Source organism: Nocardia carnea, assembly GCF_029868855.1.
GTDB lineage: Bacteria > Actinomycetota > Actinomycetes > Mycobacteriales > Mycobacteriaceae > Nocardia > Nocardia carnea_A.
Window position 1 is genome coordinate 20,507 of record NZ_JARWOV010000271.1, and the last position, 26,716, is coordinate 47,222.

The window sequence follows — 26,716 nt, forward strand, 5'->3', positions numbered from 1 at the left end:
CTGTCAGGATTCGGTGATCCGCGGGAACGGCCGTTGCGCCTCCAGCAGGAAAGCCAGTTCGAGCAGGGTCCGTTCGTCGCCGTAGGCACCGCTGAGCATCACCCCGATCGGCAACCCCGCGTCGGTGAGCCCGGCCGGGACCGCGATCGACGGCGACCCGGTGACATTGCTGATCGGCGTATAGCCCACGAAATTCGTTACCCGGTCGAGCAATTCGTCGAACGGCACGCCCGGGCGGAGGTATCCGAGTTCGGGTGTGGTGTGGGTGAGCACCGGCGACAGGATCACGTCGTAGCGGGTGAGGACTTCGTCGTAGTCGGCGCGGGCCTTGTTCAGCCGGTACAGCGAGCCCGGGGCGGCCAGGAGTTGCCGGCGGAAGGAGGCGGCGAGCCCCTTCGTGAAGGCGTCCAGTCGGGCGGCGTCGAAGCTGCGGCCGTGGCTGAATTTGCCGGTCACTCCCGACATCTGCGCCAGGAAACCCCAGTAGCGCAGGAAATCGTCCACCAGGCTCGGCGCGACCGGAGAGGCCATCGGCTCGATGGAATGCCCCGCCGCTTCGAGGATCTCCGCGGTACTGCGGACGGCCGCCGCGGTCGCGGCATCGGGTTCGCGGCCGTTGCAGGCGGTGGTGAGCAACCCGATCCGCAACCCGCGCGCCGACGGACCCTCCACGGTCCCGATGGGCGGGAGTTTCGGATTGCGCCAGTATTTTTCGGCAGCGGCATGATAGGCGGCCTGATCGCGCACCGACCGCGTGAGAACACCTTCGGAGACCAATTTGATCGGCAACTGCCGGGCCTGCGCATTGTCCAGATGCCGGAACCGGCTGGGCTTCAGCGACACCAGACCGGCGCAGGCCGCCGGGATCCGCAGTGACCCGCCACCGTCGTTACCGTGCGCGACCGGCACCACACCCGCCGCGACCATCGCCGCCGAACCACCCGACGACCCGCCGACCGTGTAGCCGGTATCCCACGGGTTGCGGGTCGGGTCACTGCTCTCGAACTCGGTGGTGGAGGTGAAACCGAACTCCGGCATGGTTGTTTTGCCGAGAACCGTGATGCCGGTACTGAGCAACTGGGCGGTGAAACGGTCGTCCTTACCCGCCGGATGCGGGGTGATGGCGGCACTACCGTGGCAGCTGGGCAGCCCCGCCACATCGGCGTTGTCCTTCACGAACGCCGGGACGCCGTACCAGATACCGGTATCGTCCGCCGCGTGCCGCGGGCTCGAGCAGCGATGCGCGATGGCGTTCAGCCGTGGATTCACCGCTTCCGCGCGCGTCAGCGCCGCCGCCGCGAGTTCGTCGGGACGCACTGCTCCGGAGCCGGCCAGCTCCGCCAGCGCCACCGCATCGTGGTCGGCCAGCACGTCGTCGGTGAAGGCATGTACTCGATCGCTCATATCTCGGCTCGCGTGTACCTCGTGGCCGGTGGCGGACCGACCGGACCAAGTTGGACATGGGTTCAGTTCGGCTCAGCGTAGTACTTGGAAGACCATCGCGGAGCCGGAGCGACACACAGAACCCGCCAGGAGGCGAACGCACGGGAGTTACCGCGCCGTACGCCACCACCCCAGCACCCACAGCACCGCACCGACGGCGGCACCGAGCAGCACACCCGCCTGTAGCGAACCGAGGACGAGCGCCGCAACCAGGAGAGACAGCAGACCGGCCCCCAGCGCCTCCAGCTTGTACACCGGCCAGCGCGTCCCCGCGATATCGACCTCCGCCCCGGCGCGAACCGGAGCGCGGGTACCCAGAGTCTGCGATGCGGTCATGCAATAAGGCTACCCGTGCGGCCCATGTTCGGTCCATCGAACTTTTGTTTTTCCGCACACATATCCCACGGCGCGACCGCCGCCACCCGGCCGGGAACAATCGCCGGAACCCGCGACGTTTCCCGTGGTATGCCATTGACCGGAGAGTACGCACCGTCCACGTCCGATTGGGCCCGTGAGCAGGCCGAGAAGATCGAGAACTCGGGGGGCACCGAGGGCACCACGATGAACGGTATGCCCGTCGTGGTGCTGACCACCGTCGGCAACAAGACCGGCAAGCTTCGTAAGACCGCCCTCATGCGGGTCGAGCACGAGGGTGAATACGCCGTCGTCGCCTCGCTGGGGGGCGCGCCGAAGCATCCCGTCTGGTACCACAACATCGTCGCCGAACCGCATGTGGAACTGCAGGACGGAACGGTGACCAAGGACTACACCGCTCGCGAGGTGTTCGGCGAGGAGAAGGCGGTCTGGTGGGAGCGTGCCGTCGCCGCGTATCCGCCCTATGCCGATTACCAGACCAAAACCGAACGGCAGATCCCGGTCTTCGTGCTGACACCACGCTGAACCCGCGGCTCCGGCCGCCCCCGAGAATGAACGAAACCCCAGTACAGGCCACCCGCCGCGGTTCCCGGCAGCGGCGGGTGGCACCATGGGGCGGGTGTCCGATGTGCTGACCCATCTGCCCGAAGCCCGTCCCGCGCTCACCGCGGACGAGATCGATGCTGCGGCCAAGCGTATCGCCGACATTATCGAGCCGACTCCGCTGCAGCTCTGCCCACGGTTGTCCCAGCTCACGGGCGCGCAGGTGTATCTGAAGCGCGAGGATCTGACCGTCGTGCGGTCCTACAAGCTCCGCGGCGCCTACAACCTGGTCGTGCAGCTCAGCGAACCCGAACGGGCGGCCGGTGTGGTCACCGCCAGTGCCGGCAATCATGCCCAGGGTGTGGCCTTCGCCTGCCAGGCCATGGGAATCAAAGGGCGGATCTACGTGCCCACCACCACTCCCAAGCAGAAGCGCGACCGGATCCGGGTACACGGCGGCGAGTTCGTAGAACTCATCGCGGTCGGGGAAACCTTCGACGCCGCCGCCGCGGCCGCCGCCGCCGATGTCCGGCGCAGTGGCGCCACCATGGTGCCCCCGTTCGACGACACGCGCACCGCGGCGGGTCAGGGCACCATCGCCGCGGAGATCCTGAACCAGCTCGAAACGCCCCCCGATCTGGTGATCGTCCCCGTGGGCGGCGGTGGCTGCCTCGCCGGAGTCGGCACCTACCTGCGGGAACGTTCGCCGCAGACCGGCATCCTCGGGGTCGAACCGGCCGGGGCCGCGTCCATGACCGCGGCCTTGATCGCGGGAACGCCGGTCACCCTGCCCGAGGTCGACCCGTTCGTCGACGGTGCCGCGGTACGCCGGATCGGCAAGGTGCCCTTCGATGCGGTGTCGGAGTTCGGCGGCCGGGTGGTCTCACACGCGTCGCTGCCCTTGCTCACCGGCACCGAATATCCGCCCGGCGCGGGGTCGTTCGGCCTGCTGCGGGTCGACGAGGGCGCCATCTGCACGGCCATGCTGGACCTCTACCAGAACGAGGGGATCATCGCCGAACCGGCAGGTGCCCTCGCGGTGGCCGCACTGCTCGAGGCCGCCCCGGAACCCGGCTCGACGGTGGTCTGCCTGGTCTCCGGCGGCAACAACGATGTCTCCCGCTACGGCGAGGTGATCGAGCGGTCGCTGGTGCACCAGGGCCTCAAGCACTACTTCCTGGTGGATTTCCCGCAGGAACCCGGTGCGCTGCGCCGCTTCCTCGACGAGGTACTCGGTCCCGACGACGACATCACGCTGTTCGAGTACGTCAAGCGCAACAACCGCGAGACCGGTGCGGCGCTGGTCGGCGTGGAACTCGGCGAACGCGGCGGCCTGCAACCGCTGATGGACCGGATCGCCCGCTCACCGATCCAGTGCGAACGGCTGGAACCGGGCTCACCGGCCTACCGCTACCTGACCTGACGGGATCCGCGGCCGCTGCCCCCGCCCACGGGTCAGGCGGCAGCTTCTCGGGGTGCGCGGCGCGCGATCCGGCGGGCCGACCGGGCACCGCCGACCACCAGCGGCAGCAGCCAGGCGAAGGCCGGCTGATCCACGGCCAGCATGTCCAGCGACAGCCGGTTGTGCGTGAAGCCTACCGAGAGCCCGCTGTCCGGATCGGCCCAGCCGAACGAGCCGCCGAGTCCGATATGACCGAAGCCGCGCGGCGCGCCGAGGGTCGGCATCGCGTGGTAGCCCAGATGCCACAGCGGCCCCATGTAGAGGAACAATCCCGTGTCCGGGCGGTATCGTTCGATCCGGCGAATCGCCTGCATGGTGGCGCCGGACAGGTACCGCTGCCCGCCTGCCATACCGTCACAGGCCAGCGGCTCGTACATGGCGGCCAGCCCGTTGGCGGTGCACACCCCGTTGGCGGCGGGCATCTCGCTGTCCAGCACCGGCGGGTTCGGACCGGCGAGAATGGCTTCCGCACCCGGGATGAACAGCGACCGGCTGCTCACGCCGAGCACACCGGGAATGCTCTGCAGCAGGCCGACCAGGCGCGAGCCGTGCGGAGTACCGGCGAAGGCGAAGCCGGTACCGAAACTTTCCGCGGCCATGGTCACCGATCCCGCGGGCGGGCGGCCCAGATGGATACCTTCGATTCCCAGCGGCTGCGCGACCTCCTGCTGGAACAGCTGTTTCATGCTCGACCCGGTCACCGCCCGCGCCAGGCCCGCAAGCAGCCAGCCGTAGGTCATCGCGTGGTAGGCGGGCACACCGAGCAGCCGGTCGGGAGTGGCGGCGGCCAGCCGTTGCGCCATGAGCTCGTGATCGAGCAGTTCGGAACCGTGCGCCGCCAGCGTGCCCACCCCGGACAGCCCCGCCGAATGGGTGAGTACCTGCCGGACGGTGATGCAATCCTTCTTGTTGCAGCCGAACTCCGGCCAGTACTCGGCGACAGGGGCGTCGTAGTCGATCAGCCCGCGGTCGGCGAGCCGGTGTACGACGGTCGAGGCGATCGCCTTGGTGGCCGAGAAGACCATGGCGCCCGTATCGCGGGTCCACGGCCGCCCCGGCGCGGACTCCCCCGTCCAGATATCCAGAATCGGCTCTCCGTGCCGATAGACCGCCAGCGCCGCACCGACACCCTTCCGGCCACCGTAGACCCGGGTGAAGGCGGACGTCAGCCGCCGAAATCCTGCTCCGGCGGTGCCGGAATAAGCGACGCTGCTCATCCTTACACAGTAAGGTCATTCGGCACGTTTCGGCAACGCCGTCCGGGACGGTATACGCCGCAGCGACCCAACGCACCGATCCGCGCCGGATCCGGTGAGCTCACACGCCGAGGGCTCGGCCCGATGCTCGAACGCGATTGTCCGGGACAGTCAGGACCGGAGAGTGGGCAATCGGCCGAGATAATTCCCGGGCGAGGATACGAAATCGTCACCGCCGGGACGCGAAACGATTCCGGAAAATTGCCTCTGCGAAATATCGAAGACACTCGATAAACATTCGACACGGCAAAATTCTCGAAACGAATATTTGCGTGGATATAGTGGGCCGCATGACCTCCTTGGAACCGCCGATCGTGCGGGACCAGGTGCGCGACGATGCGCTCCCGGTCGCCGACGCGACCCTCTACGCCGGCTGGTTTTCCTGCCTGGCCGACCCCACCCGGGTCCGGTTGTTGCACCAGGTCGCCACAAGCCCCGCCGGAATCCATATCGGCGAAATCGCCGAGGCACTCGGAATCGGTCAGCCGACGGTCTCCCACCATGTCCGCAAACTCACCGACGCCGGATTCGTCACGGTACACAAAGAAGGCACCGCCACACTCGTCACAGTCAACCCGGACCGCTGCACGGAACTCCCCCATACCGCGGACGCGGTGATGGGCATTCTGACCCCGCAGCCGCTGTGTCCCGAGGATCCGCCCCCGGATGTGGCCGTGCGCGCGATGAGCGACGACGACTGGCCCGCGGTCCGGGCCATCTACGCCCGCCGCGGCGCCACCTATCCCGCGGTCTTCGCCGCCGAAGCACCCGAGCGGGAGGACTTGGACCGGCAGTGGCTGCCCGGCCATCGCTGGATCGCCGAAACCGGCGGCCGGATCGCCGGCTGGGCCGCACTCACCCCGGTCTCCGGGCACGATTTCTACCGCGATATCGCCGATAGTTGTGTCATGGTCGCCGATGATCTGGAGGGCCGGGGTATCGGTACCGCGCTGCTGCGCCGGCAGGTGATGGCCGCCGAGGAGGCCGGGCTGCGCACTCTGCAGACCACCCTGTACCCCGAAGACCGGACCGGTATCTCGGTGCACCACGCGGCCGGATTCCGCACGGTCGGTATCCGGGAGCGGATCGGCCGGTTCGAAGGGCGCTGGCGCGATGCGGTGCTGCTCGAACGCCGCAGCCCGCTCAACTGAGCCCGGCCCGGCGCTGATCAAGGTCCGGTGCGGACCGGCCGCAGGATCACTTTCAACCACATGGTCGACAGACCACACAGCACGCACAGCACCGCCACCGCCGCGGTGAGCCAGTCGAGGAACCACAACCCGCCGAGACCGTGTTCACCCAGGACGGCGAGTGGATGGACACCGGCCGTGAGCATGGCGAGGGTGCCGAGCAACGAAACCAGGGAGGTCGGCACCCAACGCAGCCGGCGGAACGGCCGCACCACCTCGTCCGGCGCCCGGCCGGAGAAGACCTGTTCCACCCGCGACCAGGCCACACAGTTCGGTATCAGCACGGCCAGATCGATCAGCAGGGCCGCCAGCGCGATCCCGAGCGATGCGCGCGGAACAGCAGTCACCGGCCACGGCACGGGCAGCACGCCACTCACCAGCCCACAGACGGCGAGCACCGCCCCCAGGGCCGCGATACCCGACCACACCACCGACCATTTCCACCGCGACGCTGCCAGAGCGGCGGTATCGGCGCGCTCGTCCGGCGTGCACGCCTCATACCACCCCGGCGCACCGGCCGAAATCCTCATACAACTGCCCCGTACCGAATCGATCCTGGAACAACGGTGCCGCTTACGGCTCGGTACCCGGCCTCCGCCTGCCCGCCAACCCTAACGGCCGGATCGACCTCCCGGCACCTCCGCGCACCCGAAGCGGCGGCGCGGGCGAGTTCCCGGCACGATGCCGCGCGCGGGTCGAAGTACAGTCTCATGCTGTACTGGGCCCAGTGCGGACGCCCGGAGTCCGCGGCGATTCCCGTTGTACGGCGAAACCGAGGTGCGCGGCCGTACCGAAGTCTGCGCGTCGGCGGATGCCTCGACCCGGGCTACCACCGTGGCAGTTCACGGTATCGGCTCGACGGGCCCCCGGCGGGACCGTGGGCAGTTCCGCCGGCCGGCCGCTATTCGACTCGTATCGAGCCGAATTCGCCGCCCGCGACCGGAAACGCCTAATCATCCCGGCCATGGACAGGGAGACTCAGCCGCGGGTACACGACCAGGGGTGTCCGCTCCCGGATGGACCGGGGTTTAGGGTTGTCGATCATGGCCAGACTGTCCCGTGCGCTGCTCGCGGCGCTGTTGCTCGCCGTCGCGCTGCTCGCGACGGCATGCGATAGCGGCGACGGTGGGCAAACCGCCGCCCGTGATCTCTGCGCTCCGCCCGGCCCCGAGGCGGCGTCGGCGGCCCCGGAGAAACTGAGCGCGCCCGGGGGCGGATCGGAGGATCGGTTCACCACACCGTCCACCGTCCCTGTCGAATCGGTGGATATCGCCCGGCTGGGGTTGATCGAGCCCGGCGTGCTGAGCGTGGGCACGCTGTCGGACGCGCCGCCGAGTATCTGCGTGAACTCGGCCGGTTCGTTCACCGGTTTCGACAACGAACTGCTGCGGGCGGTGGCGGCGGAACTCGGGCTGCAGGTGAAATTCTCCGGGACCGAGTTCGCCGGTCTGCTGGCCCAGGTCGCCGGGAAACGTTTCGATGTCGGCTCGTCCAACATCACCACCACCGACGCCCGGCGTCAGCAGGTCGGTTTCACCAACGGCTACGATTTCGGCTACTTCTCTCTGGTGGTGAAGGACGGGAGCCCGGTCCGCGGGTTCGACGACCTGGGTCCGGGATCGCGGGTCGCGGTCGTGCAGGGCACCGTTCAGGATGAATACGTCGTCAACGAACTGGGCTTGGACCCGGTCAAGTTCCCCGACTACAACACTGCCTACGCGAATGTGAAAACCGGCCAGGTGGACGCCTGGGTCGCACCGTCCGCGCAGGCCGACGGCGCGATCGCACCGGGCGATGCCACTTCGGTGGTGGAGAACTCGTTCAGCCTGGACAATTTCGCGGCCTGGGCGGTCGCGAAGAACAACCAGCCGCTGATCGACGCGCTCAACGCGGGCCTGGACGCGGTGATCGCCGACGGTACCTACGCCCGCCTCTACAGCGACTGGGTACCCCGGGAACTACCGCCCGGCTGGAAACCCGGGTCCAAAGCCGCGCCCGCTCCGGAACTCCCGGATTTCGCTGCGCTGGCCGCCGAACGCGGACCACAGGAGCACACCGAACAGGCGCCGAAATCGGCGCTGGAACAGTTGCGCGATACCTTCTTCGACTGGTCGCTGTACAAGCAGGCGTTCCCGGAGCTGTTCAAGACCGGGCTGCCCAACACCCTGATCCTCGCCGTGGTCTCGGGGATACTGGGCACCGTTGTCGGCATGCTGCTGGCCGTCGCGGGAATTTCGCGCACCCGCTGGCTGCGCTGGCCGGCCCGGGTGTACACCGATATCTTCCGCGGGCTGCCCGCGGTGGTGATCATCTTGATCATCGGCCTCGGCATCGGACCGGTGGCCAGTGGACTCACCGGCAACAACCCCTACTGGCTGGGTGCGGTGGCGCTGGCGCTGCTCGCCTCCGCCTATATCGGTGAGATCTTCCGATCCGGTATCCAATCGGTGGAACCCGGCCAGTTGGAGGCCGCGCGCGCGATCGGCTTCGGTTACCGGCAGGCGATGACGCTGGTGGTGATCCCCCAGGGGGTCCGCCGGGTGCTACCCGCCCTGATGAACCAGTTCATCGCCCTGATCAAGGATTCGTCGCTGATCTACTTCCTGGGCCTGCTGGCGACCCAGCGCGAACTCTTCGCGGTGGGCCGCGATCTGAACGCACAGACCGGGAACCTGTCCCCGCTGGTCGCGGCCGGGCTCGTCTACCTGCTGCTGACCATCCCGCTGACACATCTGGTGAACTACATCGACCACCGGATGCGCACCGGGCGCCCCGACCAGCCGATCGACCCTGTCGAACAGCAGACCATCACGGAAGGGCGGGGATAACCGATGAGTTCCTCACTGACCGGTACCGGACTGCATCTGCGGCTGGGTAACAATCAGATCCTGCGCGGCGTGGACATCCAGGTGGAGGCGGGCCGGACGACCACCGTGATCGGGCCGTCCGGGTCGGGTAAATCCACGCTGCTGCGGGTCCTCAACCGGCTCTACGAACCGGATTCCGGCGATATCCTGCTCGACGGCGAATCGGTTCTCGCCGAACATCCCGACCGGCTGCGCCAGCGCATCGGGATGGTGTTCCAGCAGTTCAACCTGTTCCCGCATCGGACCGTCGCCGACAATATCGCGCTGGGGCCGCGCAAACTGCGTGGGCTGAGCAAAGAAGAGTCGCGCGCACTGGCCCTGGAACAGCTCGAGGTGGTGGGTTTGGCCGGCAAGGCCGATTCCCGGCCCGGCAACCTCTCCGGCGGCCAGCAGCAGCGCGTGGCGATCGCGCGGGCGCTGGCCATGAAACCCGACATCATGTTCTTCGACGAGGCCACCTCGGCACTGGACCCGGAACTGGTCAAAGGCATCCTGGCGGTGATGTCGGATCTGGCCGCGGGCGGTATGTCGATGATCGTGGTGACCCACGAAATGGGTTTCGCCCGCAGCGTTTCCGACCATGTCGTGTTCATGGACGCCGGCCAGGTCGTGGAGTCCGGACGGCCCGAAGCCCTGTTCGACAACGCCCGAACACCCCGGCTGCGCCGCTTCCTCGATCAGGTGCTCTGAGGCACGTCAGCGTTGCCGCCAGCTCAGCGGACCCGGTAGGTCGACACTGTTCTTCTTCGTCCGGGAGTTCCACGACCACGGGCCGATCTTTATCCCCCACGAGGACATACCCGACTGGGTGAAATTGAACTTCAGCGGTCCGAAGGATGTGCGTTTGCGGAACCTGATGGGCATGACCGACCTCCCTGACTCGGCCCCAGGATAGCGGTTCCGGGTATTCCCCCATGGCTTTCGATCACCCCGGGTGCCAGAGTGGAGGACGTGGGAATCTACCGCGATCGTTTCGTACCCCGCCTGGTGAACGTGGCCTGCGGGATGAAGGCGAACGAGCCGTTGCGCGAGCGGGTGTGCTCGGGGTTGTCGGGCCGGGTGATCGAGCTGGGCTTCGGCTCCGGCCTGAACGTGCCGTTCTATCCGGCGACCATCACCTCGGTGAGCGCCGTGGAACCGGCCGACCTGGGGTGGAAACTCGCGGCGGGGCGACTGGCCGCGGCCCGGGTACCGGTCGAGCGGGCCGGTCTGGACGGTCAGCGGCTGCCCTTCCCGGAGAACAGCTTCGATACCGCTTTGTCGACGTGGACCATGTGCACCATTCCCGATATCGATGCCGCGCTGGCCGAATTGCGCCGCGTCCTGGTACCCGGCGGCACGCTGCATTTCGTCGAACACGGCCTGGCCCCGGACCCGAAGGTCCAACGCTGGCAGCATCGGCTCGACCCACTCCAGCAGCGGATCGCCGGCGGCTGCCATCTGAACCGCGATATCGCCGCCATCATCGGGTCCGCTGGGTTCCGGATCCGCGATCTGGAGGTCTTCAAGGGGCAGGGGCCCGCGTTCATCGACTCCCAATCGCTCGGAGTCGCCGCGGCTCCGTGAACCCGGCGGGAACCATTGGGTGGCCTGGCGCGTCGAAGGTAGAAAGAACCCGACGCGGACAACGAGGAAAGGCGACCCGATGGGTAACGAGGATCGCGCGGCCACCCAGGCAGCCAGCGAGATCCTGCGGGAGAGCGTGGACGAGCTCATGGCCACGTTCGAACGGCAGCGCGCGGAAATGGCGGAGGTCCAGCAGCGGCTGGCGGCGACCACGGTGACGGCCTGGTCGGCGGACAATCTGGTCCGTGTCGACGCCAATACCGCCGGTGTCCCCGTGGATGTGCAGTTGACTCCCGAGGCATTCAAACGGTCCACCCCCGACAAACTCGGACGTTCGATCCTGGAGGCCGTGCAGAGCGCGGCGCGGCAGGCCACCGAGGTCTCCCAGCAGGCGTGGGCGCCGCTCACGGCGCTGGCCGACGACGTCCCGGACCTGCCCGATATCGCGCCGGGGATGCCCAGTATCAAATCCGTGGTCGACACGCTCTTCCCCGACCCCGTCACCGATCCGGTCCCGGCCGAGCCGACGAACGACGAGGACGAGGACTTCCGTAACCGCGGCTACCTGGACGGCGGGAAATGAGCGAGATAAAGGTCGATGAAGAAGCCCTGCAGGCGGCCCGGCCCGCCATCGCCCGGGTAGCCGATCAGGTGGCCGACGCGGTGAACGCGGCACTCGACGTGATCAACGGCGAGGACGAATGCTGGGGCGGCGACGAAATCGGCCAGAAGTTCGCGGAGACGTACACACCCGGAGCCGAGGAAGGCCTCACCGGACTGAACCTGCTGAATCAGGCGGTGAACGGTGTCGGCGACGGTGTCGGGGCCGTGGCGACGAATTTCGGCAACCAGGACGAAACCAACGCCGGCGCGCTCGACGCGGTCGCGCCGCAGTAACCACACTCGCGGAATCGCGTCCGCGCCACCGGTCGGCGGCGGCGCCCGCACCGGACGACCTTACATGCGCAAGCGTGTTGCCCCGGGGAAACCTCGAGACATGCGCACCGGCTCGAGTGCTCGGTCGCATACCGCTGGACCCGTGGCGGTGCGCCCTGCTACACGAGCACGTCACGACCCAGCGGACCGGCCGGCACCACGACTCCCGGTGCGGATCGCGGGCGATCAGGTCAGGCAGCCGGGGCCCAGCAGAGCTTTCAGATCACCCATGAGGGCCGACGACGGTTCCACCCGGAAACTGTCGTCGAGTTTGAGCAACGTGGTCTTTTCCCGGGCACCGACATGTCGCAGGTGCACATCCGAGGTGCCCGGGTGCCGGGAGAGCACCCGCTTCAACTCACTGATCTTGTCGCGGGTGCACATCCGGGTGGAGATCGTCACCGACAGCGGTTTCGCCACCCCGATCGCGGACAGGTCCGGGACAGCGAGATCGTTGGCGATGAGCGAGATCCGGTCGTCGCGCATGGAGACCCGGGCCTTCACCAGCACCACCGCGTCCTCCACCACGTCCATTCCGTAGACGGAGTAGGCCTGCGGGAAGAACAGCACCTCGATACCACCGGTGAGATCCTCGAGCTGTGCCGAGGCCCAGGCCAGGCCGTTCTTGTTGATCCGGCGGTTCACCGAGGCCAGGATGCCACCGACGGTCACCTGGGTACCGTCCTTGATATCGCCCTGGAGAATCGCCGGGATCTGGGTATCGGCCGCGGCGGCGAGCACATGGTCGATTCCGTTGAGTGGATGACCGGAAACGTAGAGACCGAGCATCTCCCGTTCCAGCGCGAGGCGATGTTTGGAATCCCATTCCTCGTCGGGCACCTTCACATCGAAAACCGAGGACATGGATTCCTCGCCCTCTTCACCCATACCACCGAAAAGGTCGAACTGGCCGATGGCCTCGGCCTTCTTGGTGGACATCACCGCGTCGATGGCATCGGAATGCACGAGCATGAGCCCCTTGCGGGGGTGGCCGAGTGAATCGAAGGCGCCGGCCTTGATCAGCGATTCGGTGACCTTCTTGGTGCAGGCCACGGCGTCGATCTTGTTCAGGTAGTCGGAGAAATCGGTGAATTTCGATTTCTCCTTCCGGGCATTGATGATCGAGGTGACGACATTCGTGCCGACATTGCGGACGGCGCCCAGCCCGAACCGGATATCGGCGCCGACGGAGGCGAAGTTGGTCTCCGATTCGTTCACATCCGGCGGCAACACGGTGATACCGAGTTTGCGGCAATCGGAGAGGTAGACGGCAGCCTTGTCCTTGTCGTCGCCGACACTGGTGAGCAGCCCGGCCATGTATTCGGCCGGATAGTTCGCCTTCAGGTAGGCGGTCCAGAAGGAGACCAGGCCGTAGCCGGCGGCATGCGATTTGTTGAACGCGTAACCGGCGAACGGGAGAATGGTGTCCCACAGTGCCTTGATCGCGGGTTTGGAGAAACCGTTGGCCTGCATACCGGCCTCGAAACCCTCGAATTCGGCCTCGAGGACCTCCGCCTTCTTCTTACCCATGGCGCGGCGCAGAATATCGGCTCGGCCGAGCGAATAGCCGGCCACCTTCTGCGCGATCTGCATGATCTGTTCCTGATAGACGATCAGGCCGAACGTATCGGCCAGAATCTCCTTCAGGGGTTCCTCGAGTTCGGGATGGATCGGTTTGACCTCTTGCCGGCCGTTCTTACGGTCGGCGTAGTCGTTGTGCGCGTTCATCCCCATCGGGCCGGGCCGGTACAGGGCCAGCACCGCGACGATATCCTCGAAACCGGTGGGCTGCATCCGGCGCAGCAGATCCCGCATGGCTCCACCGTCGAGCTGGAAAACGCCGAGAGTATCCCCGCGCGACAGCAATTCGTAGGTCGGCGGATCGTCCAGCGGCAGGTTGTCCATATCGAGGTCGATACCGCGATTGGATTTGATGTTGTCCAGCGCGTCACCGATGACAGTGAGGTTGCGCAGGCCCAGGAAGTCCATTTTCAGCAGGCCGATGGCCTCACACGACGGGTAATCCCAGCCGGTGATGATGGCGCCGTCCTGGGCCCGCTTCCACAGCGGGATCGCCTCCATCAGCGGTTCCGAGGACATGATCACCGCGCAGGCGTGCACGCCCGCATTGCGGATCAGGCCCTCGAGACCGCGGGCGGTTTCGTAGATCTTGGCGACATCGGGGTTGCTGCCGATGAGTTCGCGGACCTCCGCGGCCTCCTTGTACCGCTCGTGCTCGGGGTCCATGATCCCGGACAGCGGAATATCCTTCGCCATGATCGGCGGCGGCAGCGCCTTGGAGATCTGGTCGGCGATGGCGAAACCGGGCTGCCCGAACTGGACTCGCGCCGAATCCTTGATGGCCGCCTTGGTTTTAATGGTGCCGAAGGTGATCACCTGGGCTACGCGGTCGCTACCCCAGCGCTCGGTCGCGTAGCGGACCATCTCGCCGCGGCGGCGATCGTCGAAGTCGATATCGATATCGGGCATCGATACGCGTTCGGGGTTGAGGAACCGCTCGAACAGCAGACCGTGCGGAATCGGGTCGATATTGGTGATTCCCATGGCGTAGGCGACCAGCGATCCGGCCGCCGAACCACGGCCCGGACCGACCCGGATCCCGACCTCACGAGCATGATTGATCAGGTCACCGACCACCAGGAAGTAGGCCGGGAAGCCCATTTCGATGATGACGTTCAACTCGAACTCGGCGCGTTCGACGTACTCGCGCGGCACCCCGTCCGGGAAACGCCGTTCCAGCCCGCGGTGCACTTCCTTGCGCAACCAGCCCGCCTGGTCCTCGCCCTCGGGAACCGGGAAGACGGGCATCCGGTCGCGGTGTTGCCACACCTCGTCATAGGACTGCACCCGCTCGCCGATCCACAGCGTGTTGTCGCAGGCGCCCGGGACCTGACTGTCCCACAGTGCCCGCATCTCCTCGGCGGATTTCAGGTAGTAGCCGTCGCCGCCGAATTTGAACCGGGTGGGATCGGACAGGGTTTTACCGGTCTGCACACACAGCAGCGCCTCGTGGCTGGTCGACTGGTCCTTGGTGACGTAATGGCAATCGTTGGTGGCCAGCGGCGGGATATCGAGGGTTCGGCTGATCTCGAGCAGGCCCTCCCGGACGCGCGTCTCGATGGACAGGCCGTGGTCCATCACCTCGAGGAAGAAATTGTCCCGGCCGAAGATCTCCTGCCATTTGGCGGCCGCCTCGAGCGCTTCGCGTTCGTGCCCGAGCCGCAGCCGGGTCTGCACCTCGCCGGACGGGCAGCCGGTGGTGGCGATGATGCCCTCGGCGTGCGCGGCGATGAGCTCCTCGTCCATCCGCGCCCATTTACCGAGCTGGCCCTCGATACTGGCCAGCGACGACAGCTTGAACAGATTGCGCAGGCCGGTCGCGTTCTCGGCGACCATGGTCATATGGGTGTAGGCACCCGAACCCGAGACGTCGTCGCTCTTCTGGCTGGGATCGCCCCACTGGATACGTTTGGTGTCGAACCGGGAGCCGGGCGCGATATAGGCCTCGATCCCGATGATCGGTTTGATCCCGGCCTTCTTCGCCGAGTTGTAGAACTCCGCGGCGCCGTACATGTTGCCGTGGTCGGTCATCCCGACCGCGGACATCCCGAGACGTTCGGCCTCGGCGAACAGCGGTGAGATCTTGGCGGCACCGTCGAGCATCGAGTACTCGGTGTGGTTGTGCAGATGAACGAATCCGGACGAGGCCAAGATCTGTCCTTCCTCCCAGTGGCTCGGCGGGGGTTGGTGTAGCGAGTTTATGCGTACGCACCGACAGCTTCGCCGCCGGATCGGCGTGCCCGGCCGGGCCGGGCGTGTCGGGCTTCGGTGACCTTGCGGCACCGCCGAATCGGCCACCGGCCGGGCCGCACGCTGGTAGGGTCGGGCCGCGTCACGATCGGATCGACCGGAGGTTCGGAGGTTCGCCTGCACCACAACAGCCCGGACCACCGAGGATCGACCCCGCACAGCCCACGAACGACCCAGCGAGGTGAACGATGACAGCACGTACTACGGCGTTCGCCCTCCCGGCGGCTGCGACGGCGCTGACGGTGGGGGCGCTCACGGCCACCGCCGCACCCGCGGCAGCGGACGGGGGCTCGTTCCAACCCGTCTATTCACTCGCCCAGGGCGCCTGCGTCGCGCAGCTCGACGCATCCGTCACCGGCGACGCCTATCCCGAGCACGCGGCTTTCACCGTCTCGACCATCATGTTCGGCGTCGGCCCCTGCACCCTGCCGGTCACCCTGAACTGGCGCAATCTCGATACGGGTGCCACCGGATCGGTCACCCGCACGGCGAACGGGCCCGGGCACTGGATGAACGACGGGCGCTCCGCGCTGTTCCACCCCGGCGTGGGCCGGTTCACCGCGACCATCACGGTCGGCGCCGCGCATGTACCCGAACCCGGTTCGGTGGACTTCACCGTCACCGAGTACCGGGGGTGAGCGGCGACACCCGATAGTGCGGCGGACCGCGCTGGTCGCAACCGGCCGGTACATCCGGCGGCGTCTCCCGGCCGACCCGCCCCGCTGCCCGCCGATCCCTCGTAAGCCGACTCGCCGGCCCGGGCCGGTTATCGCCTCCGGAGAAGGTTTCCCGCAGCAATGGCGGTTGCTGCGGGAAGCGTGAGACGATGACCGGCCCCGGCCGGCGAGCCGGCGGGCGGTCTACGAGAGAAGGGTGGCCGAATGGCCGCGACCGTCGTGGCGATCTGCACTTCCGCGGCACTGCTGGCGGCGGCGCTGCTGATCTGGGCCCGGCCGCGACGGATGGTCACCACACCGGCCGAACGCGCAGTGCACGCGGCACTGCATACCGCTTCGCTCGCGGCCCGGTCCCTGCGCCGCGGCCTCACTGCCACCTCGGCGCTCGACGCGGCGCCGCATCTGCGGGCGCTGGTGGGAGCCGAGGGTCTGGGCGTGGCCGATCCCGACGGTGAACTCCTGGCGTGGGACGGCGCGCATCGTGTATCGGCCGGTGAATTCACCGCTGCCGTCCGGGAAGCCATAGCGGGGCGGCGACCCGTACTCGTGCATCTCCCCGATACCGAGCATCCGGGCCGCACCCTGGTGGCCCAGCCGCTGCTCACCGATAGCGACGCGGTGGCGGGGGCACTGGGTATGGTGACCTCGGCCCGGCCGGGTCCCGGTACGCTCGGCGCGCTGGCCGAGGTGGCCCGATACGCGTGCGGTCAGCTGGAATTGGCCGAACTCGATGCCTCCCGTGCCCGGCTGGATCGGGCCGAGGTGCGGGCGCTGCGGGCGCAGATCAGCCCGCATTTCATCTACAACGCCCTCAACACCATCGCCTCGTTCGTCCGCACCGATCCCGGGCGGGCCCGCGAGCTCATTCTGGATTTCGCCGATTTCACCCGCTATTCGTTCCGGGTGGCCGGGGAATACACCGTGCTGGCCGATGAACTCAGCAATATCGAGCGATATCTGGAGCTGGAACGCGCCCGGTTCGGGCCGGCGCTGCAGGTCCGGTTGCGGATAGCACCGGAGGTGCTCGGGGTGACGCTGCCGTTCCTCGCGTTGCAGCCGCTGGTGGAGAACGCGGTGCGGCACGGGCTGGCCGGCCGGCCCGGGGGCGGCACAGTCACCATCGAAGCGCTCGACGCCGGTACCGACTGCCTGATCAGCGTGGAGGACGACGGCGCCGGGATGGACCCGGAAGTGTTGCGCTCGGGCACGCTGGACGCCGCCGCGGACGTGGGCGAGGCACCGCATATCGGGCTGGCCAACGTGGACGACCGGTTACGCGCCGCCTTCGGCAACGATTACGGGCTCGTGGTGGATACGGCGCCGGGCGCGGGCACGAAGGTGAGTATGCGGGTGCCGAAATTCCGCGCCGGGATCCGACCCTGAGTCACCGGAAAAGGCCGGGCCCCGTTCACCCTCACAGAACGGGGACCGGCCTCCTGCACCGGGATCAACCGCCCGGATGCCGCCGGCACGGCATCCGGGCCCCGGTTTCAGTGCGCGACGGCCTTCTCCGCGCCGACGCCGGTAAGTGCCCTGACCTCCATTTCCGCCGCCTTGGCCGGATCCTCGCCGTTACCGCCCAGATAGGTGCCGACCACGCCGAGCAGGAAGGCCAGCGGGATGGAGACGATGCCCGGATTCGACAGCGGGAACCAGTCGAAATCCATACTCGGCAGCATGGCGCTCGCCGATCCGGAAACTGCCGGGGAGAACACGATGAGCACAATCGTGGAGATCAACCCGCCGTACATGCTGAACAGGGCGCCCCGGGTATTGAAGCGCCGCCAGAACAGCGAGTACAGGATGGTCGGCAGATTGGCCGAGGCGGCAACCGCGAAGGCCAGCGCCACCAGGAACGCGATGTTCTGCCCGTTGGCCAGGATGCCCAGCCCGATGGCCAGCACACCGATCACCACGGCGGTGATCCGGGAGACCCGCACCTGCGCATTGTCGTCCACCTTTCCGCGGCGGATCACATTGGCGTAGATATCGTGCGCGAACGACGCCGAGGCGGTGATGGTGAGCCCGGCGACCACCGCGAGGATGGTCGCGAAGGCCACCGCGGAGATGACCCCGAGCAGAATCACCCCGCCCAGTTCGAAGGCCAGCAGTGGGGCCGCCGCGTTCTGTCCACCGGCCGCGGACAGGATACGGTCGGGTCCGACGAGGGCGGCCGCGCCGTAACCGAGGACGAGGGTGAACAGGTAGAAGGCACCGATCAGGCCGATCGCCCAGACCACCGAGCGGCGTGCCTCTTTGGCGGTCGGCACCGTGTAGAAGCGCATCAGCACATGCGGCAGGCCCGCGGTACCGAGCACCAGGGCGAGACCCAGCGACAGGAAGTTCAGCTTCGACATCTCGCTGCCGCCGTATTGGGCGCCGGGCGCCAGTACGTCGCGTGCGGCGACCTTGGAGTCGGTGGATCCGGCGATGGCGCTCTGGGCGCCGCCCAGGATGTCGGACGGGTTGAAACCGAATTTCGCCAATACCATCACGGTCATCACGGCCGCGCCGGCGATCAGCAGGACTGCCTTGATGATCTGCACCCAGGTGGTGCCCTTCATCCCGCCGACCAGCACGTAGACGATCATCAGCACGCCGACCACGGCGATCACCACGGCCTGCCCGGCCTCACTCGATACGTCCAGCAGCAGCGCCACCAGACCGCCCGCGCCGGCCATCTGGGCGAGCAGATAGAACAGCGATACCGCCAGCGTCGTGATCGCGGCCGCGGTACGTACCGGGCGTTGCTGCAACCGGAAGCTCAGCACATCGGCCATCGTGAATTTGCCGGTGTTGCGCAGCATTTCGGCTACCAGCAGCAGGGCCACCAGCCAGGCCACCAGGAAGCCGATCGAGTACAGGAAGCCGTCGTAGCCGTAGACCGCGATGGCGCCGGCGATACCCAGGAAGCTCGCGGCGGACAGATAATCGCCGGCGATGGCGATCCCGTTCTGCGGGCCGGTGAATCCACGACCACCGGTGAAATAGTCGGTGGCGCCGGAGGTGTTGCGACCGGCCCAGAACACCACGATCATCGTGACAACGACGAACAGGGCGAAGATCCCGATATTGGCCGCGGGATTGCCGACCGTGCCTTCGGCGGCATACAGCGTGGTCACGACCCGCTTCCTTCCAGTTCGGCGCGCAGCGCGGCGGCGCGCGGATCCAGTTCCCGATTGGCGAACCGGACGTAGAGACCGGTGATGAGGAAGGTCGAGACGAACTGTCCCAGGCCGAGCAGCAGCCCGATATTGACCTCACCGAATACCTTGGTGCCCATGAAATCGTGTGCGTAGGCCCCGAGCAGCACATAGCCGAGGTACCACAGCAGGAACAGAGCTGTCATGGGGAAAATGAAGCGGCGCAGCCGATTACGGAGTTCGGCAAACTCCGGGCTGGCTTGTACTGCGACGAAATCGGGGGGCGCCGTGGGCTGCCCGCCGCTCTCGTCGAGATCCGTATCGGTCATGCTGCAACTCTCTCTGCCTGCCCGAGGGGCCCTACGTGGTTACGCAGGCTGCCGCCTCCGGGCCCTGACTCGGTCATGCCGTGTCCTCGCAATGTGATGTGTGTTACCCGAACTGAAGCTAGCGAGCCCGGCACCGCAGCAACAGATGTGATGGCGGTCACTCGGTGAAGGTATGCGACTGTGCGGTGAATGGTCACTGCGACGCGATGAGCGGTCGGGCCCCGAACCGGAAAAGGCGCGGGGCGGGCGAGGTCAGCGATCCACGCGCGTTCCCGGCTCTCGGTCGGCGCCCATCCCGAGACGTTCCGGCGCGTGCATCCGGACGAAAACCCGGCCCAGCTCCGGTGGTTTCGCGGTGAACCGGCTGACCAGCACCATCGTCCCGAACGACAGCGGTACCGCGACCGCCGCGGGATACCCTAGTATTGCCGACGGCCATCCGCCGGCCAGTTCCGCGGAGACACCGCCGAATACCGAGACCACGGTCGCGCCGCCCGCCACGACCCCGCCGGTCACCAATCCCGCCACCGCGCCCGTCGCGGTGAGCCCGCGCCACCAGATCCCCAGTACCAGCAGCGGGCACAGCGTGGAAGCCGCGAGCGAGAACGCCAGCCCCACGGTACGGGACAGGTCGAGGGAAACCACGAACAACGACAACGCCAGCGGAACCGCGCCCGCGGCCAGCGCCGCCAGCCGGAAATCCCGGATCCGCCCGCGCAGCACATCGGTGCTCAGCACCCCGGCGATACTCACCACCAGACCCGAGGAGGTGGACAGGAACGCGGCCATCGCCCCCGCCGCGACCAGCGCGGCCAGCAACTGCCCGGGCAATCCGGCCAGCGCCGAGGACGGCAGCAGCAGCACCGCGGCGTCGGAGGTCCCGGTGATCAGCAGCTGCGGAACGTAGAGGCGCGCGAAAACCCCGAGCAGGACCGGGAACAGGTAGAACACCCCGACCATCGCGATCACCGTCAGCGCGGTGGTGCGCGCGGCCCGTCCGTCCCGGTTGGTGTAGAAGCGGACCAGGACGTGCGGGAGGCCCATGGTACCCAGGAAGGTCGCGATCATCAGCGAGTACACCTGGTACTGCGGATGGGGCCCGGCGAAACCACCCCCGGGCCGCAACCAGTGCGCCCCGTCGGCCGGCGCACCTGCCACCACCGGCACCGCCGATCCCGGTTCGAGGACGAGCCGGGTATCGCGCGCCAGCTCGTGGGTGCCCGGGGTGAGCAGCACCGGCCCGTCCACCGGGCGGTCGTCGAGTTCCCCGTGCACCGAAACCCATTGCGGCGCCGGTAGCTGCACCAGCACCGGGGTTGTCACCTCCACGGTGGTGCGTTCGCCGACGGTCGGCGGGGCCGCCGCGCCGATCTCCCGTTCCTCCGCACCGCTACCGAAGAAATGCACCAGCAGGACGAGAGCGGGTAACGCCACCGCGGTCAGCTTCAGCCAGTACTGGAAGGCCTGGACGAGGGTGATCGAACGCATCCCCCCGCCGACCACATTCGCCACCACGATCGCGGCGACCGCCACCGCCCCGACCCACCCCGGCACCCCGAGCAGAATGCGCAGGGTCAGCCCGGCGCCCTGGAACTGTGGGATCACGTATACCGCGCACACCAGTACCACCACGAGGGCGGCGAACCGGCGCGCCCGCGGCGAACCCAGCCGGAACTCGGCGAAATCGGGCACGGTATAGGCGCCCGAGCGCCGCAGCGGCGCCGCCACGAACAGCAGCAACGCCAGGTATCCCGCCGTGAATCCCACCGGATACCACAGGGCATCGGCGCCGTATTTGGCGATCAGCCCCGCCACACCCAGAAACGACGCGGCCGAGAGGTACTCACCCGATACCGCGGCGGCATTCCACCGGGGACCGACACTGCGCGAGGCCACCAGGAAATCGGAGGTGGTGCGCGCCCAGCGAACCCCGTACACGCCGAGGGTCACCGTCGCGACGGCCGCCGCCAGCAACGCGGCCACGGTGAGACCGGACGAATTCACCGCGCCTCCCCCACGCTCCGGGCGCCGTGCCATACGGTGCACGCCGGGTATCGCCGGATGTCCCCGAACGAGCCACGCGACACCCCGGTCCAGGAGCAGATACCGGGTACTCCCGGCGAACCGGACGGCCGGTACCGGTATCGGCGGCACCCGCGGAGTCCACGCGACCGGCGGCACTCCCTCAATGCCCACGCGACACACTCGCCGGGACAGAATTCCCGCAGCGAATCCGGTCGCGATCCACGGACTCCACGCGACCGGCGGCGTCCGCACGATGCCCTTGCGGTACAGGTCCAGCTGTCCACGGCAACCCACGACTCGCCGTCGGGACCCAGCCCGTCGGCTGCGTCGCCACCGGTCACGCACCTCGCGCCGGCCTGGACGAAGCGGTCGCTCGGCCAGGCCGGCTCGGGTTGCCGACCGCGCCGATGGTCGTTCCCGGACTGCCGCAACATGCCGGACCACCGGGTCCCCTCGTCCCCTGGCCGGAGTCCGCGCATCGGACACGGACGTGGTCCACGGACCTGTACGTCCAGGGCGACGGCGGCTGTCGTGGATCCGGACACCTGAGTCAATCCCCGGTGAGTTCGAGGAAATCGTGCTCGTTGCGTTCGGCGAGCCGCACATAGACCCGGCCGGTCAGCCACAGCAGCGGATACGCCACTCCGCCCAGCACCAGCCACGGCAACCGGATGCCGAGTACCACCGTCTCCGCCACCGCGGTGACCCGGAACAGCAGCGGCAGCGCCGCCAGCAGCAATGCCATCACCAGCGCACAGCTCAATGCCAGCCCGAGCTGCGCGCGGATCAGACCACCGATCAGCGCCGCCCCGATCTCGGTCTGTTCGGCGACCTCGACCCGCGTACGCACCCGCCGTGCACCGCGGCGTTCGGCGAGTACCACGCGCTCGCGCGGGCCTCTCGGGGGCGGGCCGATCATCGCCGGTCCGAGTGCGGGCCCTGCACCAGCCGCTGTTTGAGTTCACGTACCTGCCGCCGGCTCACCGGAAGCTCCACCTGCCCGGCGCCGCGCAGGCAGACCCGGGTCGCGGCGCCCACCGTGCGCAAACCGGTCACCCGGTCCAGCGCCACCAGGTACGACCGGTGCACCCGCAGGAAGCCGTCCCGCCAGCGGTCCTGCAATGCCGACAGCGGTATCCGCACCAGGTGCGAACCGGTATCGGTATGCAGTCGCGCGTAATCGCCTTCGGCCTCCACCCAGCTCACCTGTGACCGGTGCACCAGCGTGGTCACCCCGCCGAGTTCCACCGGGATCACCTCGTTGTTCCCGGTCGGCGCCGGATCCGGTCCGGAGCGGGCGCGCCGGTCCGCGACCCGCCGCAGGGCCGCGCCGAGCCGTTCCTGCCGTACCGGTTTCAGCAGGTAGTCCACCGCGCCGAGGTCGAACGCCGCCACCGCGTGATCTTCGTGGGCGGTGACGAAGACGATCGCCGGCGGATCGGCGAATTCGGCGAGCACTCCCGCCAGTTCCATACCGTCCAGGCCGGGCATATTGATATCGAGGAACACCACATCGGCGCCGTGCGCGCGCAGTATCCGCAGCGCACCGGTCGCGTCGGCGGCGCCGTGCAGTTCGGTCACCGCGGGTTCGGCGCGCAGGAGATACAGCAGCTCGTCCAGCGCCGGCGGCTCGTCGTCCACCGCCAGCACCCGCATCCGCCCGACCTTTCCTGCTACATCGACCCGATCATGGTAGACATCGGCGCCGGGCGGCGGGGACGGGTCCGGTTTTCCGGCCGGGAACGGATATCGTCGAGGTCAGGATCCGAGCTGGTCCATGCGCCGCTGCATCTCCTCCGGCTCGATATCTTCCACATGGGTGGCGACCGTCCACTGATGCCCCCACGGGTCGACGAACGAACCGGTGCGGTCGCCGTAGAACTGTGTTTCCGGGGCGCTGATCTCGGTGGCCCCGCCCGCCAGCGCGACGGCGTAGGCGGCATCCATATCCGCTACGTATACGTACAGGTTGACCGGCGTACCGCCGATCGAATGCGGATCACGGAAGGCCATATCGGGCGCCGGATCGCCGAGCATCAGCACGGAGTTGCCGATGAGCAGCTCGCAGTGCATCACCGTGCCGTCCGGCCCGGGGATGCGCATCCGCTCGGTGGCGCCGAAGACACGTTTGTAGAACTCGACCGCGTCGGCGGCGCCGGCAATCGCCAGACCCGGCGAAATGGTGGGATAACCTTCGGGAATCGGGGAGACATCAGACATCACAAGACCTCCGGTCTCGGATCGAATGGTCGGATACTGCGAGCTTAGGCCCCCACCTCGCCGATCGCCGGAGACCGACACAACCGGCCGGGATCAGCCGCCCCAGCTCACGTTCGTCTCGATGACCTGCCGCAACTCGGTCGCGTTCCGCGGGTTCCGGTAGAACTGGTGCCCGCCGATACTGATCGACCCGGCCACGGGGAGCGGCAGGCCCAGATCGACGGTGATATCACCGCTGCCCTGCATCGTGTAATCCTCGATATCGAGGGTGCCGGCCGCGTTCGGCAGATCCCAGGTACTCGATTTCGGCGTCTGCGCGACGTCGAGCCGGATGGACAACCGGCCCCCGTCCCGGGCCACGAGCGTGGCGGTGGTGACCTGGTCCAGATCCACCCCGCCGCCGACCGTCTGCCGGACCTGCCATACCGCGCCCACCCCGACCGGTTCGTCGGGGAACGTGATGGATCGGTACACCGCCTGGTAGAAGGCCTGTTCCAGCGCGACCCGCGCCGAATTCGAGGTCTCCGGCGAGGGGGCCAGCCGCAGCGCGGTGATACCGCCGAGTTCGCTCATCTCCAGCCCGGCATGCGAACCGTCGGCCGCGGTGAGCGCCTCCGACAGCGCCGGATCGGGGGTGGTGACCTCGCCGAGCGTGAGTTCCACCCCGTCGGCGCCCGCGGTGGCGGTCATCGGGATGGTGAGGGCAGGACTCGAGAAGTCGCGGACCTGCTGGGCATCGATCTGCTGCTGGATATGGTGATCGGTGCGCAGGGTGACCGCCTGGATCGTGCCCTCGTAATAGGAGGGGCGCAGCAGCGAACGGGGTTCGCTACCCGGATCCACCACGCTCACCTGCGCCGCGGCGATCGGCACGGTGACCTCGTTACCGATACCAAGGGGCTCGGTACCGTCCGCCTCGGCCGCCGACTCCCCCGTGTCGCTGCAACCGGCCCCGAAGGTGGTCAGTCCCAGCGCGAGAACCAGCATCAGCACTCTGGACCGCGCCTGGCGGGCCGAAGGAAGCGAACACAACACCGTCACGCCCGACAGCCTACGAGCCCTTCCTGAGGAAGGGCTGGGACATTCGGGACAACCATTCCGGGAAACACCGAGGGGCACCGCGTGCACACGTGCGGGTGCCCACGTACCGGGCCTGGCTGCCTCGAGAGATGATGGTCGGCGTGAACAAGGACCGTACGCGTGAGCAGGACCCCGACCGCCCGAGTGGGGACGGACCACAGCCCCGCCAGCGGCTGCCGCTCCTGCTGACGATCGCGGTAACCCTGTTCACACTGGATCTCGTCTCGAAGGTCGTGGTCGTACAGCAGATCCAGCCCGGTGAACGGATCTCGCTGATCGGGGATTTCGTCACGCTCGTCCTGGTGCGTAATCCGGGGGCCGCGTTCTCCATGGCCACCGGGATGACCTGGCTGCTCACCCTCATCGCGGCGGCGGTCGTGATCGGGGTACTGCGCATCGGCCGCACCCTGCGTTCGCCGCTGTGGGCGATCGGCCTGGGCGGAGTACTCGGCGGCGCGTTCGGCAACCTGATGGACCGGTTGTTCCGCGCGCCGGGCCCGATGCAGGGGCATGTGGTCGATTTCTTCTCGGTCGGCTCCTTCCCGGTGTTCAATGTGGCCGATTCCTCGATCGTCTGCGGCGCCATCCTGCTGGTGGTGCTGACAGTCTTCGGATTCGAACCCGACGGCACCCGCTACAACCGCAACGCCCCCGCCGACGACGCCACCGCGTCCGAACCGGCACCGCCCGCCACCACCCGGCCCGACCCGGCCGGTGATTCCGGCCGCGCGAGCGGCGGCGAATCTCCCGCACCCGAGCGCGGCGAGCCCACCCGCGATCCGGAACCCGAGGCCTCTGCCGCCGGTACCCCGCCCGCCCGCACCGGCGAGGACACCGCCGCATGAGGGAGACGAGGACCATGCCCGTCCCCGACGGGCTCGACGGTATGCGGGTGGACGCCGGACTGGCGCGGCTGCTCGGCCTCTCCCGGACTGCGGTGGCCGCACTCGCCGAGGAAGGGTCGGTACAGCTCGACGGTGTCGCCGCCGGGAAATCCGATCGGCTCACCGCGGGTGCGTGGCTCGAAGTGGTGTTCCCCGAACCCCGGCGCGAGCTGACCATCGAGGCCGAGCCCGTGGAAGGCATGAAGATCCTCTACGCCGACGACGATATCGTCGCCGTCGACAAACCGGTCGGCGTGGCCGCGCACGCCGGCGTCGGCTGGAGCGGGCCCACCGTGGTGGGTGGCCTGGCCGCGGCCGGGTACCGCATCTCCACCTCCGGCGCCCACGAACGGCAGGGCATCGTGCACCGGCTCGATGTCGGCACCTCCGGGGTCATGGTGGTCGCGCAGTCCGAACACGCCTATACCGTGCTGAAACGCGCCTTCAAACAACGCACGGTGGACAAGCGCTATCACGCACTGGTGCAGGGCCATCCCGATCCCAGCAGCGGCACCATCGACGCTCCCATCGGCCGCGCGCGCGGCGGCGAGTGGAAATTCGCGGTGACGTCCGACGGCCGCCCGAGTGTCACCCACTACGACACGGTGGAGGCGTTCCAAGCCGCCAGTCTGCTCGACATCCACTTGGAAACCGGCCGCACCCACCAGATCAGAGTGCATTTCTCGGCGATCCGGCACCCCTGCTGCGGGGATCTCACCTATGGTGCGGACCCGCGGCTCGCCGAACGGCTCGGGCTGCAACGCCAATGGCTGCACGCTCGCTCGCTGGGCTTCCAGCATCCGGCCGACGGCCGCTACCTGGAGATCACCAGCGATTACCCGGACGACCTCGCCGGGGCATTACGGATCCTGCGCGAGGCCTGACCCGG

General features: G+C 67.9%; 24 protein-coding genes and 1 pseudogene. 12 read left to right on the plus strand and 13 right to left on the minus strand.

The window, feature by feature from the left end:
- Positions 1-3: 3 nt before the first annotated feature.
- On the minus strand, positions 4-1,404 hold the full coding sequence (locus QH195_RS28095) for an amidase (RefSeq protein WP_280437608.1): 1,401 nt from the start codon (positions 1,402-1,404) through the stop codon (positions 4-6).
- Between the two features lie 147 nt (positions 1,405-1,551).
- Positions 1,552-1,779 (minus strand): hypothetical protein, encoded by a 228-nt coding sequence (locus QH195_RS28100; protein WP_280425528.1) that lies wholly within the window; start codon positions 1,777-1,779, stop codon positions 1,552-1,554.
- Positions 1,780-1,908: 129 nt separating this feature from the next.
- Here QH195_RS28100 and QH195_RS28105 point away from each other — a divergent pair, with 129 nt between their 5' ends.
- Complete coding sequence (locus QH195_RS28105; protein ID WP_280425527.1) at positions 1,909-2,343, plus strand: nitroreductase family deazaflavin-dependent oxidoreductase; 435 nt, start codon at positions 1,909-1,911, stop codon at positions 2,341-2,343.
- An 85-nt stretch (positions 2,344-2,428) separates the two neighbouring features.
- Positions 2,429-3,784, plus strand: coding sequence for a threonine ammonia-lyase IlvA (ilvA, locus tag QH195_RS28110; RefSeq protein ID WP_432278364.1), 1,356 nt, complete (start codon positions 2,429-2,431; stop codon positions 3,782-3,784).
- A 32-nt stretch (positions 3,785-3,816) separates the two neighbouring features.
- On the opposite strand, the gene QH195_RS28115 is transcribed toward ilvA, so the two are convergent.
- Entirely contained in the window at positions 3,817-5,040 is a 1,224-nt protein-coding gene (locus QH195_RS28115) for a serine hydrolase domain-containing protein (protein ID WP_280437610.1), read from the minus strand.
- A 329-nt stretch (positions 5,041-5,369) separates the two neighbouring features.
- Here QH195_RS28115 and QH195_RS28120 point away from each other — a divergent pair, with 329 nt between their 5' ends.
- On the plus strand, positions 5,370-6,230 hold the full coding sequence (locus QH195_RS28120; protein ID WP_280437611.1) for a helix-turn-helix domain-containing GNAT family N-acetyltransferase: 861 nt from the start codon (positions 5,370-5,372) through the stop codon (positions 6,228-6,230).
- A gap of 17 nt (positions 6,231-6,247) precedes the next feature.
- On the opposite strand, the gene QH195_RS28125 is transcribed toward QH195_RS28120, so the two are convergent.
- On the minus strand, positions 6,248-6,799 hold the full coding sequence (locus QH195_RS28125; protein WP_280437612.1) for a hypothetical protein: 552 nt from the start codon (positions 6,797-6,799) through the stop codon (positions 6,248-6,250).
- A gap of 513 nt (positions 6,800-7,312) precedes the next feature.
- On the opposite strand from QH195_RS28125, the gene QH195_RS28130 reads away from it, so the two are divergent.
- Complete coding sequence (locus tag QH195_RS28130) at positions 7,313-9,097, plus strand: ABC transporter substrate-binding protein/permease (protein WP_280437613.1); 1,785 nt, start codon at positions 7,313-7,315, stop codon at positions 9,095-9,097.
- Between the two features lie 3 nt (positions 9,098-9,100).
- Complete coding sequence (locus QH195_RS28135) at positions 9,101-9,826, plus strand: amino acid ABC transporter ATP-binding protein (protein ID WP_280425521.1); 726 nt, start codon at positions 9,101-9,103, stop codon at positions 9,824-9,826.
- A gap of 6 nt (positions 9,827-9,832) precedes the next feature.
- On the opposite strand, the gene QH195_RS28140 is transcribed toward QH195_RS28135, so the two are convergent.
- Positions 9,833-10,000, minus strand: a complete 168-nt coding sequence (locus QH195_RS28140; protein WP_081595447.1) for a DUF4236 domain-containing protein — start codon at positions 9,998-10,000, stop codon at positions 9,833-9,835.
- A gap of 87 nt (positions 10,001-10,087) precedes the next feature.
- Between QH195_RS28140 and QH195_RS28145 the strand changes: the two genes are divergently transcribed.
- From QH195_RS28145 to QH195_RS28155, 3 genes are all read left to right on the plus strand, one after another.
- Positions 10,088-10,702: a class I SAM-dependent methyltransferase gene (locus tag QH195_RS28145; protein ID WP_280425520.1), complete on the plus strand. Its 615-nt coding sequence runs from the start codon at positions 10,088-10,090 to the stop codon at positions 10,700-10,702.
- 79 nt (positions 10,703-10,781) lie between these two features.
- A complete protein-coding gene (locus QH195_RS28150; RefSeq protein ID WP_280437614.1) occupies positions 10,782-11,285 on the plus strand; it encodes a YbaB/EbfC family nucleoid-associated protein in 504 nt (167 codons plus the stop codon).
- On the plus strand, positions 11,282-11,599 hold the full coding sequence (locus QH195_RS28155; protein WP_280437615.1) for a WXG100 family type VII secretion target: 318 nt from the start codon (positions 11,282-11,284) through the stop codon (positions 11,597-11,599). The genes QH195_RS28150 and QH195_RS28155 overlap by 4 nt, the downstream gene beginning before the upstream one ends.
- Before the next feature lie 225 nt (positions 11,600-11,824).
- Here the strand turns inward: QH195_RS28155 and dnaE are convergent, their stop codons facing one another.
- Positions 11,825-15,370 carry a DNA polymerase III subunit alpha gene (gene dnaE, locus QH195_RS28160; protein WP_432278363.1) on the minus strand — a complete coding sequence of 1,182 codons (3,546 nt, stop codon included), beginning with the start codon at positions 15,368-15,370 and terminating at the stop codon, positions 11,825-11,827.
- Positions 15,371-15,657: 287 nt separating this feature from the next.
- On the opposite strand from dnaE, the gene QH195_RS28165 reads away from it, so the two are divergent.
- Both QH195_RS28165 and QH195_RS28170 read left to right on the plus strand, forming a co-directional pair.
- Complete coding sequence (locus QH195_RS28165; protein WP_280437616.1) at positions 15,658-16,107, plus strand: hypothetical protein; 450 nt, start codon at positions 15,658-15,660, stop codon at positions 16,105-16,107.
- Between the two features lie 243 nt (positions 16,108-16,350).
- Positions 16,351-17,529 (plus strand): sensor histidine kinase, encoded by a 1,179-nt coding sequence (locus tag QH195_RS28170; protein ID WP_280437617.1) that lies wholly within the window; start codon positions 16,351-16,353, stop codon positions 17,527-17,529.
- 107 nt (positions 17,530-17,636) lie between these two features.
- Here QH195_RS28170 and QH195_RS28175 read toward each other — a convergent pair whose 3' ends face one another.
- The 7 genes from QH195_RS28175 to QH195_RS28205 all read right to left on the minus strand — a co-directional run bounded on the left by QH195_RS28175 (position 17,637) and on the right by QH195_RS28205 (position 24,898).
- The gene (locus tag QH195_RS28175; protein ID WP_280425515.1) at positions 17,637-19,268 is read right to left on the minus strand and encodes a solute symporter family protein; all 1,632 of its coding nucleotides are present in this window, start codon (positions 19,266-19,268) and stop codon (positions 17,637-17,639) included.
- Positions 19,265-19,618: a DUF485 domain-containing protein gene (locus QH195_RS28180; protein WP_280437618.1), complete on the minus strand. Its 354-nt coding sequence runs from the start codon at positions 19,616-19,618 to the stop codon at positions 19,265-19,267. Before QH195_RS28180 ends, QH195_RS28175 begins: the two co-directional genes overlap by 4 nt.
- A gap of 252 nt (positions 19,619-19,870) precedes the next feature.
- On the minus strand, positions 19,871-21,622 hold the full coding sequence (locus QH195_RS28185; protein WP_280437619.1) for a cation acetate symporter: 1,752 nt from the start codon (positions 21,620-21,622) through the stop codon (positions 19,871-19,873).
- A gap of 571 nt (positions 21,623-22,193) precedes the next feature.
- Complete coding sequence (locus QH195_RS28190) at positions 22,194-22,562, minus strand: hypothetical protein (RefSeq protein ID WP_280425512.1); 369 nt, start codon at positions 22,560-22,562, stop codon at positions 22,194-22,196.
- Positions 22,559-23,299, minus strand: coding sequence for a LytR/AlgR family response regulator transcription factor (locus QH195_RS28195; RefSeq protein WP_280437620.1), 741 nt, complete (start codon positions 23,297-23,299; stop codon positions 22,559-22,561). Before QH195_RS28195 ends, QH195_RS28190 begins: the two co-directional genes overlap by 4 nt.
- A 102-nt stretch (positions 23,300-23,401) precedes the next feature.
- Positions 23,402-23,863, minus strand: coding sequence for a VOC family protein (locus QH195_RS28200; protein WP_033245118.1), 462 nt, complete (start codon positions 23,861-23,863; stop codon positions 23,402-23,404).
- Between the two features lie 93 nt (positions 23,864-23,956).
- Entirely contained in the window at positions 23,957-24,898 is a 942-nt protein-coding gene (locus tag QH195_RS28205; protein ID WP_432278859.1) for a hypothetical protein, read from the minus strand.
- A gap of 134 nt (positions 24,899-25,032) precedes the next feature.
- Here QH195_RS28205 and lspA point away from each other — a divergent pair.
- Positions 25,033-25,578, plus strand: a pseudogene (gene lspA, locus QH195_RS28210) (signal peptidase II); the annotation flags it as partial.
- Between the two features lie 206 nt (positions 25,579-25,784).
- Positions 25,785-26,711: an RluA family pseudouridine synthase gene (locus tag QH195_RS28215; protein ID WP_280425510.1), complete on the plus strand. Its 927-nt coding sequence runs from the start codon at positions 25,785-25,787 to the stop codon at positions 26,709-26,711.
- The last annotated feature ends 5 nt before the right edge of the window (positions 26,712-26,716 follow it).